Annotated in this window: 14 protein-coding genes; 3 read left to right on the top strand and 11 right to left on the bottom strand. The window is 61.3% G+C overall.

What is annotated here, in order from left to right; genetic code table 11:
• Window positions 1-37 precede the first annotated feature (37 nt).
• The gene (gene msrA / locus ACSSNI_RS01765; RefSeq protein ID WP_200639897.1) at window positions 38-685 is read left to right on the top strand and encodes a peptide-methionine (S)-S-oxide reductase MsrA; all 648 of its coding nucleotides are present in this window, start codon (window positions 38-40) and stop codon (window positions 683-685) included.
• Window positions 686-1,218: 533 nt separating this feature from the next.
• Here the strand turns inward: msrA and ACSSNI_RS01760 are convergent.
• The 10 genes from ACSSNI_RS01760 to bioB all read right to left on the bottom strand — a co-directional run bounded on the left by ACSSNI_RS01760 (window position 1,219) and on the right by bioB (window position 13,583).
• Window positions 1,219-2,997: an acyl-CoA dehydrogenase C-terminal domain-containing protein gene (locus ACSSNI_RS01760; RefSeq protein WP_200639898.1), complete on the bottom strand. Its 1,779-nt coding sequence runs from the start codon at window positions 2,995-2,997 to the stop codon at window positions 1,219-1,221.
• Window positions 2,998-3,218: 221 nt separating this feature from the next.
• Window positions 3,219-5,012 carry an acyl-CoA dehydrogenase C-terminal domain-containing protein gene (locus ACSSNI_RS01755; protein WP_200639899.1) on the bottom strand — a complete coding sequence of 598 codons (1,794 nt, stop codon included), beginning with the start codon at window positions 5,010-5,012 and terminating at the stop codon, window positions 3,219-3,221.
• A 154-nt stretch (window positions 5,013-5,166) separates the two neighbouring features.
• Window positions 5,167-6,504, bottom strand: coding sequence for a GGDEF domain-containing protein (locus ACSSNI_RS01750; protein ID WP_200639900.1), 1,338 nt, complete (start codon window positions 6,502-6,504; stop codon window positions 5,167-5,169).
• 113 nt (window positions 6,505-6,617) lie between these two features.
• A complete protein-coding gene (locus ACSSNI_RS01745) occupies window positions 6,618-8,423 on the bottom strand; it encodes a phenylacyl-CoA dehydrogenase (protein ID WP_159966984.1) in 1,806 nt (601 codons plus the stop codon).
• A gap of 238 nt (window positions 8,424-8,661) precedes the next feature.
• Window positions 8,662-8,919: a hypothetical protein gene (locus ACSSNI_RS01740; RefSeq protein ID WP_200639901.1), complete on the bottom strand. Its 258-nt coding sequence runs from the start codon at window positions 8,917-8,919 to the stop codon at window positions 8,662-8,664.
• Window positions 8,920-9,008: 89 nt separating this feature from the next.
• Window positions 9,009-9,707 (bottom strand): dethiobiotin synthase, encoded by a 699-nt coding sequence (gene bioD / locus ACSSNI_RS01735; protein ID WP_200639902.1) that lies wholly within the window; start codon window positions 9,705-9,707, stop codon window positions 9,009-9,011.
• Complete coding sequence (gene bioC, locus ACSSNI_RS01730) at window positions 9,704-10,528, bottom strand: malonyl-ACP O-methyltransferase BioC (RefSeq protein ID WP_200639903.1); 825 nt, start codon at window positions 10,526-10,528, stop codon at window positions 9,704-9,706. The genes bioD and bioC overlap by 4 nt, the downstream gene beginning before the upstream one ends.
• Entirely contained in the window at window positions 10,525-11,247 is a 723-nt protein-coding gene (locus ACSSNI_RS01725; RefSeq protein ID WP_448258922.1) for an alpha/beta fold hydrolase, read from the bottom strand. The genes bioC and ACSSNI_RS01725 overlap by 4 nt, the downstream gene beginning before the upstream one ends.
• The gene (bioF, locus tag ACSSNI_RS01720; protein ID WP_448258921.1) at window positions 11,240-12,421 is read right to left on the bottom strand and encodes an 8-amino-7-oxononanoate synthase; all 1,182 of its coding nucleotides are present in this window, start codon (window positions 12,419-12,421) and stop codon (window positions 11,240-11,242) included. The genes ACSSNI_RS01725 and bioF overlap by 8 nt, the downstream gene beginning before the upstream one ends.
• Window positions 12,422-12,524: 103 nt before the next feature.
• Window positions 12,525-13,583, bottom strand: a complete 1,059-nt coding sequence (gene bioB, locus ACSSNI_RS01715) for a biotin synthase BioB (RefSeq protein WP_148925376.1) — start codon at window positions 13,581-13,583, stop codon at window positions 12,525-12,527.
• Between the two features lie 93 nt (window positions 13,584-13,676).
• Between bioB and ACSSNI_RS01710 the strand changes: the two genes are divergently transcribed.
• A complete protein-coding gene (locus ACSSNI_RS01710) occupies window positions 13,677-14,384 on the top strand; it encodes a ComF family protein (RefSeq protein WP_448258919.1) in 708 nt (235 codons plus the stop codon).
• A gap of 67 nt (window positions 14,385-14,451) precedes the next feature.
• Window positions 14,452-15,426 carry a serine/threonine protein kinase gene (locus ACSSNI_RS01705; RefSeq protein ID WP_448258917.1) on the top strand — a complete coding sequence of 325 codons (975 nt, stop codon included), beginning with the start codon at window positions 14,452-14,454 and terminating at the stop codon, window positions 15,424-15,426.
• A 112-nt stretch (window positions 15,427-15,538) separates the two neighbouring features.
• Here the strand turns inward: ACSSNI_RS01705 and ACSSNI_RS01700 are convergent, their stop codons facing one another.
• Window positions 15,539-16,378 (bottom strand): 23S rRNA (adenine(2030)-N(6))-methyltransferase RlmJ, encoded by an 840-nt coding sequence (locus ACSSNI_RS01700; protein ID WP_448258915.1) that lies wholly within the window; start codon window positions 16,376-16,378, stop codon window positions 15,539-15,541.
• Window positions 16,379-16,426 lie beyond the last annotated feature (48 nt).

Raw genomic sequence — 16,426 nt, 5'->3', positions numbered from 1 at the left:
GGCTAGCTGAAAACCTGCCCAAGGCACGAGGACCACAATGACCCTGCGCTCGCAAATTCTCGTTCATAAACAAGCGCTACCTGATGCGGGACAAGCCCTGCCCGGACGCGCCACACCCGTCCCGGTACCCGAAGCCCACTTCGTCAACGGCAACCCGCTGCAACCACCTTTCCCGGCGCACCTGCAACAGGCCATGTTTGCCATGGGCTGTTTCTGGGGAGCAGAGCGACGTTTTTGGGAGCAGCCCGGTGTTTGGACAACCGCAGTGACCTATGCCGGCGGCCACACGCCAAACCCCACCTACGAAGAAGTTTGCTCCGGCCTCACCGGGCACACTGAAGCCGTGCTGGTAGTCTTCGATCCCCAGCAGATCTCCTATGGTGACCTGCTCAAGCTGTTCTGGGAGGCGCACAACCCAACACAGGGCATGCGCCAAGGCAACGACATTGGCACTCAGTACCGCTCGGCCATCTATTGCTTTACCGAGGCTCAACTCGAAATGGCACGCGATAGCGAAGCGCGCTTTCAGACAGAACTGAACAAGCACGGGCTGGGCAGCATCACCACAGAGATTGGCGATCTGCCAGCGTTCTACTACGCCGAAGCCTATCACCAGCAATATTTGGCGAAAAACCCAGGCGGATACTGTGGGCTGGGGGGCACCGGCGTCTGCATGCCGGCGTGAAGCGACACGGCGTCGATGACTCTGATGGTCATCAGGCGCCAAAATCAGGAAGCACGGATTGTTAGCGGCTTGTGTGACACCGTTGCGCCAGATCGCCATTCTGCCCGAGCCTCAGGCGAAACCCGGCTGGAGCTAGTCGATAGAAACTCGATTCATTGAGAAATCAATGAATCAGGTAACGCCGGGTTTCCGCTTTTTGAAAAAAGAAAACCCCGCCGAAGCGGGGCCTTTGCAGACTGTAACCGACATCCGTGACTTACGCCTCCCTGGCGTCGTTCCGCTACGCGTCCGTTTTGTGGCTGAAGCGCTTCCCTACGCAGCGTCCATGGCGGAAAAGACTACCGATCGGTCAGAGAAACCTGTAGTAGCAGTTCGCACCACGACTTGTAAGCATTCACTTACACACAAACCTTTCCTTGGCGTTGCGTGTAAGCGATTGACTACAAGCGAAGCAGATCTATGACTGAGGCAATGGCACATTGTTCCCAAAGATGGCCAATTAATTTCAATATGCCTTCACGGATTGAGCTTTTTTAGAACTGCGCAGCATCCAGCAAATACAACGATTCACTGCCGGCCCGTACGGTGGCGCTCAACGAGTGGATGCGAGGCAGCAGTCGTGCGAAATAGAACCGCGCGGTGCCTAGCTTGCTGGCATAGAAGTCGTCCTGGGCCTCTTTGCCCAGTGCGGCTTCAGCCATCCGGGCCCACATATAGGCGTAAGCCGTGTAACCGAACACATGCAGATATTCGACCGAGGCCGCACCGATCTCGTTGGGATTGCGCTTCGCGCTGTCGATGACAGAGGCGGTGAGGGCGTCAAGGTTCTCCAGTGCTGCTTTCAGAGGCGCCGTGAACTCTTCAAGCTCACTGCCCGCTGCTGCACAGAAGCCGCGGATTTCTTCGGCAAACGCGCTGTAAAGCTCACCACCACTGCCCACAACCTTACGTCCGAGCAGATCCAGCGCCTGGATACCATTGGTACCTTCGTAAATCTGAGTGATCCTGCAGTCGCGCACCAGCTGCTCCTGCCCCCACTCACGGATGAAGCCGTGGCCGCCAAACACCTGCTGACCATGGACAGTGGTCTCCAACCCCATGTCGGTGAGGAAGGCTTTTGCCACCGGCGTCAACAGGGCCACCTGTGCCTCGGCACGCTGGCGGGCTTCGGCGTCATCGCTGAACTTGGCGATGTCCAGTTGAAGCGCCACGTAACTGGAGAACGCGCGGCCACCTTCATTCAGCGCTTTCATCGTCAACAGCATACGGCGCACGTCCGGATGCACGATGATCGGGTCGGCGGCCTTTTCTTGCGCTACCGGACCAGTCGGCGCGCGACTTTGGATACGCTCACGCGCGTACTCAATGGCGCTCTGATAGGAACGCTCGCCCGTGGCCAAACCCTGAATACCCACGCCTAGACGCTCATAGTTCATCATGGTGAACATCGCTGCCAGGCCCTTGTTCGGCTCGCCGACCATCCAGCCGGTGGCACCGTCGAAGTTCATGACGCAGGTGGCCGAGGCCTGGATGCCCATCTTGTGCTCGATCGAACCGCAGCCGAGGCTGTTGCGCTCCCCAAGGCTGCCGTCTTCGTTGACCATAACTTTGGGCACCAGAAACAGCGAGATACCGCGGGAACCGGCCGGCGCATCGGGCAGTTTGGCCAGTACAAGGTGAATGATGTTATCGGTGAGATCGTGCTCACCACCGGTAATGAAGATCTTGGTACCGCTGACCTTGTACGATCCGTCCGCCTGCGGCTCGGCCTTGGTGCGAATGATGCCCAGATCGGTACCAGCGTGTGGCTCGGTCAGGCACATGGAGCCGGACCAGACACCGGCATACATGTTCGGCAGGTACTTCTGCTTCAGCTCTTCGCTAGCATGGGCGTAAATGGACAGGCAGGCGCCGGAGGTCAGCATGGGGTACAAACCGAACGCCAAGCTGGCCGAGTTCATCATCTCCTCGACCTGCGCCGAGATTGCTTTCGGCATACCCATGCCGCCGTAGGCTGGGTCACCGCCTACACCGACCCAACCGCCTTCGGCATAAAGGCGATAGGCCTCCGGGTATCCCGCCGGGGTGGTTACCGCGCCGTCGACCCAGCGGCAGCCTTCCTCATCACCACTGCGGTTGAGCGGCGCAATGGAATTGGCAGTGATCTTGCCCGCCTCCTCGAGGATGGCTTCGGCGGTTTCCGCATCGACGACTTCCGCTAGCGCTGGCATCGTCTGCCAGAGCTTCGGGGCGTCGAAGACTTCATTCAGGACGAAACGCATATCGCGCAGCGGTGCTTTGTAGTCAGCCATGGAAAGACCTCGCAGAAAACGTGTCACCCGGCCGATTGGCCGCAGCAGTTTCGCGAGTCTAACTGAAGACCAATCGGCGCCCGAAGCGTCTTTAAATGACTGACCGGTTCCCATCTCGACGCTTAAGGCAGCCTTGCTGGTGCGCCCCCCATCCACGAGGCCCAGCTGATATCGCCCATAAAAAAGCCCGCACGAGGCGGGCTAAAGAGTTTGCTGATGGATCAGAAAGCGAATTGGTCAGCGGCCAGCCTCATCAGGCTGGCACTACCGGCCTCGATGGCTGCCTTGTGGGCTGCGGTGCGCGGCAGCAGGCGAGCAAAGTAGAACTCGGCAGTGGTCAGCTTCGACTGATAGAAGGCCGCATCGCTGCCTGCCTCGTCGAGCCGGCCCTGTGCCACTACGGCCATGCGCAGCCAGAAGTAGCCGAGAATCAGGTAGCCGCAGTACATCAGGTAGTCGACCGAGGCCGCGCCAACTTCGTCAGGGTTCTTCATCGCGGCCATGCCGATTCGGGTGGTGATCTCGCCCAGCTCGCGATTCAGGCCAGCCAGCTGCGTGACGTATTGCTGCAGCTGAGGATGCTGCGCGTTAGCCTCGCAGAACTTGTGTACCTGCTTGGTGAAACCAAGCATCAGCTTGCCCTGGCTGCCGAGGACCTTGCGGCCCAGCAGATCGAGTGCCTGAATGCCGTTGGTACCTTCGTAGATCGGCGCGATGCGGCAATCCCGCACCAGCTGTTCCATGCCCCACTCTCGAATGTACCCGTGGCCGCCAAATATCTGCATGCCGAGATTGGTCACTTCCAACCCCGTGTCGGTCATGAAGGCCTTGCAGATAGGGGTGAGAAACGCGAGCAGATCCTCGGCTTCCTTACGCTTGTCGGCGTCCGGGCTGTGTATTTGATCGAGCAACTGCGCGGTGAAGTAGGCCAGGGCTCGGTTGCCCTCGTTGAACGCCTTCATGGTCAGCAGCATGCGTCGCACATCGGGGTGCACGATGATTGGGTCGGCAGGCTTCTCGGGAAACTTCGCCCCGGTCAGTGCGCGCATCTGCAAACGCTCGTTGGCGTATTGGATGGCGCCCTGGAAGCTCGCCTCGCCACTGCACAAGCCCTGCATGCCGGTGCCAAGCCGAGCATGATTCATCATGGTGAACATGCAGTTGAGACCCTTGTTGGGCTCACCGATGAGGAAACCCTTGGCACCATCAAAGTTGATCACGCAGGTCGCCGAGGCCTTGATTCCCATCTTGTGCTCGATGGAGCCACAGGCGACAGCGTTGCGCTCGCCCGCTTCTCCGGTCGCGTCAGGCAGGAACTTGGGCACGATGAACAGTGAAATACCCTTGGTTCCGGCCGGGGCGTCGGGGAGTTTCGCCAGAACCAGATGCACGATGTTCTCGCTCATGTCGTGCTCGCCGGCGGAGATGAAGATCTTCGTGCCGCTGATCGCATAGCCGCCATCTGCCTGCGGTACCGCACGGGTCTTGATGATGCCCAGGTCCGTGCCGCAATGGGATTCGGTGAGGCACATGGTGCCGGTCCAGCGGCACTCGGTCATGCGCGTCAGGTAGGCCTGTTTCTGCTCGTCGGTACCGTGGGCGGCTATCGCAGCCATGGCGCCATGGGTCAGCCCCGGATACATCCCAAAGGAGGTATTCGCCGAGCCGACCATCTCGCCGACCACCAGCCCCAGCGAGTGAGGCAGACCTTGACCGCCATAGGTAGGATCCGAGGCAAGGCCCATCCAGCCGCCTTCAGCATACTGCGCAAAGGCTTCCTTGAAGCCCTTCGGGGTCACTACCACACCGTCGTCGAAATGGCAGCCTTCCTCGTCACCGCTTCGGTTAAGTGGCGCAAGGACCTGCTCGCAGAACTTGGCGCCCTCTTCGAGGATCGCGCTGACCGTGTCAGGCGTCGCGTCTTCTGCACCGTTGGCCGCGTAGCTGCCATGAAAGTCGAACACTTCGTCGATCAGAAAGCGCATATCGCGCAGGGGAGCCTTGTAAGCGGGCATATCGTTCTCCAGAACAGCACAGTGCATTGTTATGCCGCCACGCTACTGTCAGATCGACCCGCTCGCCATCACATTGCAGGCGCTGAATGCGCCGCCATAACCGCCGGCTGCCCCACCGATCGCACCGTTAACACCGGCTGTTTTCCAGCTGCGCCTAGCCGTCGGCGCTCACCTCTTTCAACGTACGCATCGCACCGCGGCGGTTCTCTCCATGCGATCGGATGCAGTTGCGCCCTGCACCCTTGGCGCTATAGAGCGCCTGATCGGCCTTCTTGATGACTTCCTCGGGGCTGCGTTGCGTCATCAGGCGCTGGGCGACGCCGATGCTGATGGTCACTGAGACCGCCGCTGCCGAAGCGACACCGCGGCGTTGCCGCCCCTGCTCCGCATCCTTCGGTCGACTGGACTTGTCGCGCAGCTGCAGTGGATAGCTCTCGACGGCCTGCCGCACGGCTTCCAGATGCGGCAGGCAATGCGCCAGCTCACGCCCCGGAAATACCAGCGCGAACTCTTCACCCCCGTAGCGGTAGGCACGACCACCGCCACCGACCTTGCGCAACCGGCTCGCAACGAGACGCAGCACTTCGTCCCCCACGTCGTGTCCGTGGGTGTCGTTGAAGGCCTTGAACCGATCGACGTCGGCCATGGCGATTACATAGTGACGCCCCAGGCGCTGCAGCCGCTCGTTTAGGGCGCGACGGCCAGGCAGGCCGGTCAACTCGTCACGAAACGCCATTTGATAGGCCTCCTGGGCAATGGAGACTACCAACACCAGCATCATCAAGCTGCTCAAGACGTTGAGCGCACCGGGTCGACTGAATACCTGAGGCAGCATCAGGAGCAGGCCGATCAGCGCAATCAACTGCGCCGCGTGCACTGGCCGTGGCCGCCGCAGGTACTGCGCTAGCACCCCGATTATGGCGATCAGAAATACTGGATAGGCCAGCTGGATCAATTGCAGCCAGTCAGCCTGCAATGACGGCCAGCGAACTTCCGTCAGCCAGTCGAGCACCCCCGCAGGGAAGCGCCGCGCCAAGGCCAGCGCCAAGACCGAAACGGCAAATACGACAGCGAGCCGTGCCAGACCGTCCTGCAACAAATGTGCACGCTCTTGCCAAAGGGCATACAGACCGTAGAGCGCCGGCAAGAGAAGACTGCACAGGTGGAACGTGAGTGCAGCCTCTGGCAGAAGCGCGCCGGTGAGCCGGTAATGGTCGACCTGGGTATCGAGCAGGAAATAGACGATATAAACCGTCAGCAGCAGAAAGGTCTCCCGAACCCGCGCATAGGCGATGCAAAAGGCCCCGCCTAGCAACAGCAACACGGTGGGCAGCACATTGAACAGCGACGTGAAGAACTCATTCAGCGTCGGTTGACGCGCAGCGACAAGCCCTCCGGCCAATAGCGCCAGGGGTGCATAGAAATGACTGAAGCGAGCTGGACTCAGACGAGGCACGGCGGTTCCGGTAACGCCCGTGAGGAAAGCAGGCATTCTGCCTGCACTTGATGACAGGTTCACCCACGAGGTGAACAACAATGACTGGCATAGCGAAAAACAGACAAAAAAAACCGCTGCCGTAGCAGCGGTTTTTTTTGCGAGAGACCTTAGTAGGCCAGCTCGAAGTGCGCTTCGTCCATGTCCATCAGGTTGTCAGCTCCGGACAGCATGGTTTCAACGTGGGTACGGGTGCGCGGCAGGATGCGCTGGAAGTAGAAACGCGCCGTCTGCACCTTGGCGGTGTAGAAGCCATCCGCGTCTTCGCCAGCTGCGATTTTTTCCGAAGCCAGACGCGCCATGTCGGCCCAGAAGTAGGCCAGGCAGGCATAACCGCAGTACATCAGGTAGTCCACCGAAGCAGCACCGACTTCTTCACGGTTCTTCATCGCGGCCATGCCGACCTTCATGGTCAGGTCGCCCCACTCTTTGTTCAGTTTGGCCAGCGGCTCGACGAACTGCTTGACCGCCTCGTTGCCTTCATTGGCCTGGCAGAACTTGTGCACGACCTTGGTGAAGCCTTTCAGCGCCTCGCCCTGGGTCATCAGCACCTTGCGGCCCAGCAGGTCGAGCGCCTGGATGCCGGTGGTGCCTTCGTACAGACAGGAGATACGGCTGTCGCGGACGTTCTGCTCCATGCCCCACTCGGCGATGAAGCCGTGACCACCGTAGATCTGCACACCATGGTTGGCCGCTTCAAAGCCAACTTCGGTCATGAACGCCTTGGCGATCGGCGTCAGGAACGCCAGCATTGCATCGGCGGCCTTGCGCTGCTCTTCATCCTTGCTGCGCTGGGTGATATCCACCTGCTTGGCAGCGAAGTAAAGCATTGCACGATTGCCTTCAGCGAAGGCCTTCATGGTCAGCAGCATACGGCGTACGTCCGGATGCACGATGATCGGGTCAGCGGCTTTCTCAGGAGCTTTCGGGCCGGTCAGCGAACGCATCTGCAGGCGCTCACGCGCATACTTGATGCCACCCTGGAAACCGATCTCGGCGTGAGCCAGGCCCTGCAGAGCAGTACCCAGGCGGGCCGTGTTCATGAAGGTGAACATGCAGTTCAGGCCCTTGTTCGGCGGGCCGATCAGGAAGCCGGTGGCAGCGTCGAAGTTCATCACGCAAGTAGCATTACCGTGGATGCCCATCTTGTGCTCGAGCGAGCCACAGGAAACACCATTGCGCTCGCCTACGCCACCTTCGGCGTTCGGCAGGAACTTCGGCACGATGAACAGCGAAATACCCTTGGTGCCTTGCGGCGCATCGGGCAGGCGAGCCAGAACGATATGGACGATGTTGTCGGCCATGTCGTGTTCGCCAGCAGAAATGAAGATCTTGGTGCCTGAAACCTTGTAGCTGCCGTCAGCCTGAGGCTCGGCCTTAGTGCGCAGCATGCCCAGGTCGGTGCCGCAATGCGGCTCGGTCAGGCACATGGTGCCGGTCCACTCGCCGGAAACCAGCTTGGTCAGATAGGCTTGCTGCTGCTCGGGCGTGCCGTGCTCGTGAAGGGTGTTCATGGCGCCATGAGACAGGCCGGGGTACATGCCCCAAGACCAGTTGGCTTCGCCGACCATTTCGCTGATGGCCATGCCCAGCGATTCAGGCAAGCCCTGACCACCGTGTTCGACATCATGGGCGAGGCTCGGCCAACCGCCTTCCACGAACTGCTGATAAGCCTCTTTGAAGCCGGTGGGCGTCTTCACGCCGCTCTCGCTCCAGGTACAACCTTCGGTGTCGCCTACTCGGTTGAGGGGGGCAATCACCTGCTCACAGAACTTGGCGCCTTCATCAAGAATGGCGTTAACCATGTCCGGGGTGGCGTCTTCACAACCCGGAAGGCTTTGGTAGTGCGCTTCGTAGCCGAGCAATTCGTCACGTACAAAGCGGATATCGCGCAAGGGGGCCTTGTAGTCAGGCATATCGTAAACCTCAGCAGTGGGTTCTTGATTCAGGTGGCCGACAGATCAGCCACGCTTGATTTGATTGGACCATCCGGCATCGCCCCGGCAGGTCAAACAGGCGTTTGAAACATACGTTTAGGCCTGAACGATGTCAAGCAGCGACCATGACGCCATTCGTCGGCATCTGAATAACCATAGACAGGGATAGCAGTGCCCGAGATCGGGCGAGACGGCCGGCCAGACAGGCCGGCGCAGGTCAGGCTTTGGTGTTGACCAAGGTGCCGAGTACTTCGTCGGCAGTCTGCAGAAGGCGGACGCCGGCTTTGGCCTGATGCTCACCCACTTTCATCTGAACCAGTTGCTCGGTCAGCTCGACCGTGTCAGCCACGGCCTGAGAGGTTTGGGCAGCCGGCAGGGTGCGATCAGCCACGACGCCGCTGGCCTGGTCAACTCGCTGCTGTCCGGCTTGGTACACGCCAAGGCCGGCCGATAAAAGGCTGTTGTTGATCTGCATGATTCAACCCCTCTGAGATCACATAGCTATCATTGATACCAGAGCCGCTCCGCTGACGCCAGTTCCACGTCGCTATAACAAACGCGTGTTCACGCCCTGAACGGCATGAGACGGAGCGCTGACAGGTCGAGGTAGCGCGCAACCTCCGCCGGGCTTGCAGTCGCCAAGCGCGGCACCCGGCCGAGGCATGATGCCTCAAGGCGCTGCTCCAAGGTCGCGAGATTTTCCTGCAACCGTGAGGTGGCAGGATCGACGATGTTGGCGACCCACCCTGCCAGCCTAAGTCCATCTCGCTCGATGGCCTCGGCGCTGAGCAGCGCATGGTTGATACAGCCAAGGCGCACGCCGACCACGAGGATGACCGGGAGGCTGAGCGCTATGGCGAGATCGGAAAGTGTTTCGTCTCCTGCCAGCGGAACGCGCCAACCACCTGCGCCTTCCACCAGAGAGAACTGAGCGTGCAACGCCAACACTCGACGAACCGGCTCGGCCAGCGCCGCGACACTCAGCTCGACACCAGCCTCGCGAGCGGCCAGATGCGGCGCTATCGCCGGCTCGAAAGCCATAGGATTGACCTGTTCGTAGCGCAGCGGCAGTGTGCACTCACCGAGTAGCGCCAGCGCGTCGCTGTTGCGCAGGCCTTCGGCGGTAATTTCGCAACCAGATGCGACCGGCTTCGCTGCTGCCGTGCTGAGCCCGGCCAGCCGCGCCGCATGCAGGAGCCCGGCAGCGATGGTGGTCTTGCCAACTTCGGTGTCTGTGCCGGTGACGAAATAAGCTGCGGTCATGTCAACTCCTTGCACAACACGCCATACACCACCTGATAGGTCGCCGGGAGCCCGCTCGGCGTGCGGAACCGCTCGTAGGCATCGATCAGCGCACGAATACGTGCGCGACCGGTCAGCCCGCCCGGACGGCCAGGGTTCAGATTATGTGCGCCGAGCGCTTTGAGTTCGTGGGTCAGCTGCCGCAGCTCGGCGAAATGCAGCACCTCCGGCTCGACCTCCAACCGCTCCAGCTGCAAACCACTGTGAGTGCAGTGATGCTGGTACGCGCCGAACGAACGAAAGCGATTCACATGAGCAAAACCGTCCACCGCCTGCCAGCTGTCGCGTAACTCTTGCAGCGTGCCACTGCACAGACTGCTGAAGGCGAACACACCACCAGGACGCAGCACCCGCTTCGCCTCGCCGAGTACGGCGGAGAAATCTTCACACCACTGCAGCGCCAGACTGGAAAAAATCAGATCTACCGACGCATCACGCAGCGGCAAGCATTCGGCATCGCCGGCGATGAAACGGCTCGCGCCGCCCAGAGGTTGAGCATGGCGCAGCATGCCTTCGGCAATATCCAGCGCGACGCCTTCGCCAGCAGGGAAACGGCTCGCAAGGCTTCGAGAGAAATAGCCGGTGCCACATCCCAGGTCGAGCCAGCGCGCCGGCGCCGTTGAGCAGGGCAGACGCTCGATCAGCGTGTTACCGACCGTGCGCTGCAGATCGGCCACGGCGTCATAGCTGGACGCAGCGCGGGAGAATGACGCCGCGACCTGACGTTTGTCAGGCAGGGCGCTTTCCGTCTCCAACGTCGGTGCCGTGGCCGCATCCGTCATTTTGCTCTGCCCCTGATGAATGCCGCGATGGTTGCCGCCACGTCATCAGGCCGCTCCAGCGGCAGAGCATGGCTGGTCGACGCGATCAGTTCGGCTTCGATGCCCGGCATCCAGCGTCGAAGTGCGTCACAGGCCGTCGGTGGCACCAACGCGTCGCCACCGGCGAACAGGTGTAGTTGCGGTCCGAAATAGCCGTGCAGCGCGCCGCGACCGTCCAGCTCAGCGAGCAACTGCAAGCCGGCATCGAGCACAGCCGGCGCAGAATCGGACTGGCTGACTTCCAGCTGACGGGCCAGCGTTCGCGGATCGTAGCCACCGCGACTGCAGAGTAGACGGAAACGTTTCAATGTTTCCTCGGGGTCAAGCCGGAACGCCTCTTGAAAGGCGTCAAAGATATCCGGTGCCATGCCCTCGGGCCATTGTGGCCGAGCGCGGAAGCACAGATTGCTGGCAATGGTGACCAGCCCGCGGCAGGAGTCCACGCGACGCGCTGCGAGCTGCGACGCCAGCATCCCGCCCAACGACCAACCGGCCAACCAGCTGTCATCGGGTACACGGCAGTCGAGCTCATCCAGCCAGGCACCGGCCTCGGCAAGCTCCGGCAAGGGCTCGATGATTACATCGAGATCCGGCGCAAGCTCTGACAAAGCCTCGCACAAAGGCTGCAACGCAGCCGGGCCAAACGCCCATCCGGGCAGCAAAAACAGCTGATCAGGCATTTGCTTCAGGCTCCTCGGCCATTCGATTCCAGCATTCGGCCAGGATATCCAAGAGTCGTTCCACCTGCGCTTCGCTATGCGACGCGCTGAAGGTCACCCGCAGCCGAGCACTGCCGGCAGGCACGGTCGGCGGGCGAATGGCACCGACCAGAATCCCGCGCTCGCGCAACGCCGCCGAAAGCTTCAGGGCCCGCTCGCTGCTACCGATGAGAATCGGCTGGATCGGTGTTGGGCTGTCCATCAAGGTCAGGCCGATCTCGGCCGCGCCCTGGCGGAATCGTGCAATCAAACCGTTCAGATGATCTCGACGCCAGCCCTCGCGGCGCAGCAACTTCAGACTTTTCAACGTTGCGCAGGCCACCGCAGGCGGCTGGCTAGTGGTGTAAATGTAGGGACGTGCGAACTGGATCAGCGTCTCGATCAGCTCCTCGCTTCCCGCTACGAAGGCCCCAGCGGTGCCGAAGGCTTTACCGAGCGTGCCGACCAGGACCGGCACGTCATCAATACCCAGGCCGAAATGTTCGACGATGCCGCCCCCGGTCTTACCCAACGGGCCGAAGCCGTGAGCGTCGTCCACCATGACCCAGGCATTCTTGGCTTTCGCAGTCGCGCAGATCGCGGGCAGGTCGGCCAGATCACCGTCCATGCTGAACACACCATCAGTGACCACCAGCGTGTCGCCGGTGGCCTTGTCCAGGCGCTTCGCCAGGCTGTCCGCATCGTTGTGCAGGTAACGGGAAAAGCGCGCGCCGCTGAGCAATCCGGCGTCGAGCAGCGACGCGTGATTGATCCGGTCTTCCAGCACCGTATCGCCCTGCCCCACCAGCGCGGTAACAGCGGCCAGATTGGCCATATAGCCGGTGGAGAACAGCAAAGCGCGTGGCCGACCGGTGAACTCAGCCAAAGCCTCTTCGAGCTGGTGATGCGGTGTGCTGTGCCCCATGACCAGATGCGAGGCACCGCCGCCCACGCCCCAGCGCTCGGCGCCCTGCCGCATGGCGAGGATCACATCAGGATGGCTGGCCAGCCCGAGATAGTCGTTGGAGCAGAACGCCAACAACTGTTCGCCATCGACCGTCACCTCCGGCTGCTGCGGTGTTTCCAGCAAAGGGCGTTGACGATAGAGGTGGGCGGCGCGGCGCTCAGCGAGACGTGAAGCAAGATCGAACGGCATGGCAGAGGGGCTTCTGTAGGAGCCAGCTTGCTGGCGAACCTGTAGCCGCGTCGATGCATCGGGAGCTTCGCGGCTACAGGAGTCGTACTTTTGTTGGCGCTAATCAGGCCGACGCGGCGTCGTAAAACAGCTTGCTGTCACGTTGCTCGACCAGCGCCTGCTCAATGGCAGCCTGGTGCACTTCGTCGTCGTGCTCTTCACGCGCTTCGGGCTGAATGCCCAGGCGCTTGAACAGCAGCATGTCCTTGTCGGCTTGCGGGTTACCGGTGGTCAGCAGCTTCTCGCCGTAGAAGATCGAGTTGGCGCCGGCGAGGAAGGCCAGGGCCTGCATCTGCTCGTTCATCTGCTCGCGACCGGCGGACAGCCGCACGTGGGATTTCGGCATCATGATCCGCGCCACGGCAAGCATCCGAATGAAATCGAAGGGGTCGACGTCCTGCTCGTCGGCCAAAGGCGTGCCCTTGACCTTCACCAGCATGTTGATGGGCACCGACTCTGGATGCTCGGGCAGGTTGGCCAGTTGAATCAGCAGGCCAGCGCGGTCGTTCAGCGACTCGCCCATCCCGAGGATGCCGCCTGAGCAGATCTTCATTCCCGACTCGCGCACATAGCTCAGCGTCTCCAGACGGTCGGCATAGGTGCGAGTGGTGATGATGTTGCCGTAGAACTCCGGCGAGGTATCAAGGTTGTGGTTGTAGTAGTCCAGGCCCGCGGCGGCCAGTGCCTTGGTTTGCTCCTGGTCGAGCTTGCCGAGGGTCATGCAGGTTTCCAGCCCCAGGGCTTTCACGCCTTCAACCATTTTCAGGACGTAAGGCATGTCCTTCGCGGACGGATGCTTCCAGGCGGCGCCCATGCAGAAGCGCGTCGAGCCGATGGCCTTGGCTTCGGCAGCCGCTTCCAGGACCTTCTGCACTTCCATCAGCTTTTCTTTATCGAGGCCGGTGTTGTAGTGGCCTGACTGCGGGCAGTACTTGCAGTCTTCCGGACAGGCGCCGGTTTTGATCGACAGCAATGTCGAAACCTGGACGCGGTTGGCATCGAAGTGCTGGCGGTGCACGCCCTGAGCCTGGAAGATCAGGTCATTGAAGGGTTGTTCGAAGAGCGCCTTGACTTCAGCGAGGCTCCAGTCGTGACGGGTAACGGAAGCGGCAGTGGCGCTCATGAGTGATCCTTGTAATGAATGGCGGCTCGGTAGCCAGGCACGGATGCGAAATGGTTAGCCAAGGCCGAGGCGCTGTCAACCAGGAAAGGAATCATGGTTTACAACTGGTTAAATATTGATCACTACTGTGCGCTGTGTGATGAGCGCTGCGAAACAGGTCAATCGGTCTGCGGCCCGTGCGAGGCCGAGCTTCCTTGGCTGCGAGAGCACTGCTCCCGTTGCGCCTTGCCATTGCCGACCTCCGGTCTGATCTGCGGCGAATGCCTGAAGCGGCCGCCGGCGTTCGACCAGGTCAGCGTGCCGTGGCGATTCGCCTTTCCGGTAGACGCCCTGATCACCCGCTTCAAACACCAATCCCAATGGCCACTCGGCCGACTGCTAGCGGAGCAGCTCTCACGTCATTTGCAGCACGCGTTCGATGAGGGTTTACCGCGTCCCGACGCCTTGCTGCCGGTGCCCCTGGCCCGCAAACGTTTGCGTCAGCGCGGCTTCAATCAGGCGCAGATGATCGCCGACTGGCTGAGCTCGGCATTGGCGATCCCGGTCGATACGAAGATTCTGCAGCGAGTCCAGGATACCCAGTCGCAACAGCAGCTCGATGCGGCGAGTCGGCGCCGAAACCTGCGCCAGGCGTTTGCTCTGAGTGACGACCGGAGCCTGACTGGCCGTCATCTGGCGATCGTCGACGATGTGCTCACCACGGGCGCAACCGCCGAGGCACTGGCCCGCCTGCTCAAGCGCGCTGGCGCGTCGCGTGTGGATGTGTATTGCCTGGCGCGAACACCGAAGCCTGGCGAGTAGTAAGGCACTGCGCGGTTGTGTAAACACACCAGTGCAATACACTGGTTGCCCGCCTGCGGAGCCGACTATGAGCCACCCCTTCGACACGCTTACGCCTGACCTTGTGCTCGATGCGGTGGAAAGCACCGGCTTTATCAGCGACGCCCGCGTACTGGCATTGAACAGCTACGAAAACCGCGTCTATCAAGTGGGCATCGAGGACGAAACGCCGATCGTGGCGAAGTTTTATCGCCCAGGCCGTTGGAGCAACGAGGCCATTCTCGAAGAGCATCAGTTTTCCAAAGAACTGGCCGATCGCGAGATTCCGGTCGTGGCGCCATTCGAGCGTGACGGCAAAACCCTGTTCGAACACGCCAACTTTCGCTTTGCGCTGTTTCCCCGCCGTGGCGGCCGCGCCCCCGAGCCGGGCAATCTGGATCAGCTCTACCGCCTCGGCCAGCTGCTGGGCCGCATGCATGCTGTCAGCGCCAGCCGACCATTCGAGCACCGCGAAACACTCAATGCCCAGCATTTCGGCCATGAGTCGCTGGCGACGCTGCTTGAAGGGGATTTTGTGCCCAAGAGTCTGCTACCGGCTTACGAGTCGGTGGCGCGCGACCTGCTGAAGCGCGTCGATGATGTCTTCGCCCGCACCGAGTTTCAGCCGATCCGCCTGCATGGCGACTGCCACCCCGGGAACATCCTCGCCCGTGATGATGCGTTTCACCTGGTTGATCTGGACGATTGCCGCATGGGGCCGTCGGTGCAGGACATCTGGATGATGCTTGCCGGCGAACGTCACGAGCGACTCGGACAGCTGTCAGAACTGGTGGATGGCTACAGCGAATTTCACGACTTCGCCCCACGCGAACTGCCGCTGATCGAAGCCTTGCGCGCGCTGCGCCTGATGCATTACAGCGCCTGGCTGGCGCGCCGCTGGGATGATCCGGCTTTCCCCATGAGCTTTCCCTGGTTCGGCACCGAACGCTACTGGGGCGATCAGATACTGATCCTCCGTGAGCAGATGTCAGCGTTGCAGGAAGAGCCGCTGAAGCTGTTCTAACTGGAGCGTTGATCACCGGGCTACTGGCACATCCTGATGACGCTCGGTGCGCTCCTCTGGTGGGCTGAAGCCCACCCTACAGACACCGTTTCGTAGGGTGGATCACGCTGCATCAGGCCTCTTCGATCAACCAATCCAGCCGCCAGCCACCCTCGCTCTGGCCGAGCAGCTTGGCCAGCCAGGGCAGCAGCTCGCGCAGTTCCTCTTCCAGCCCCCACGGCGGATTGCTGATCGCAAGGCCGGAGCCGTTCAGGCGCAGCGCCTCATCAGTGGGGTGCACGTACAGCTCAGCGCGCAGCAATTTAGGTGCGCCGCTGCGTGACAGGTCCTGATAGAACCGCTTGAGCTGACGCTCATCCTTGATCGGGTACCAGATCACGCCGATGGTCTGGCGCATACGCCCCAGCGCTTCTTTCAGCGCTGACACGCAGCGGCTCAGCTCGTCGGCCTGCTCGAAAGGCGGATCGATCAGCAGGACAACGCGCTTTTCGGCGGTCGGCATCAAGGCGCGTGGCACGTGCCATCCCTCTCCCAGGTGCACCGCCACGCGGCGATCACCAGCCATGTTGTCTTTCAGCAGGCGGCCGTCTTCCGGATGTTTCTCGTTGAGCTGCAGGTGATCCTGCTGGCGCGTCAGCTGACGCGCCAGCTCCGGCGAGCCGGGGTAGTAACGCAGCGCGCCGTCAGGATTGAGTGCCCGGATCACGTCCAGATAGCCCTGCGCCATAGCCGGCAAATCCTCTGCCTGCCACAGGCGGGCAATGCCCTGCAGCCATTCGCCGGTGCGGCTGGCCTGGTCACCTGCGAGGTCATACAGGCCGACGCCCGCGTGGCTGTCGAGATAGGCGAACGGCGCCTCCTTGCGAGCCAGCATGGCGAACAGACGGGACAATACGAGGTGTTTGAAGACGTCGGCATGATTGCCGGCATGGAAAGCGTGGCGGTAGTTCATCGGGCACTCCTGAAGTGCGCACAGTCTAACCGCGCAGCGCGGCGATTC

The sequence above is a fragment of the Stutzerimonas tianxiuensis genome (assembly GCF_053470365.1).
Note: the sequence above shows the minus strand (reverse complement) of the source record. Positions and strands in the feature narration are given on the sequence as shown.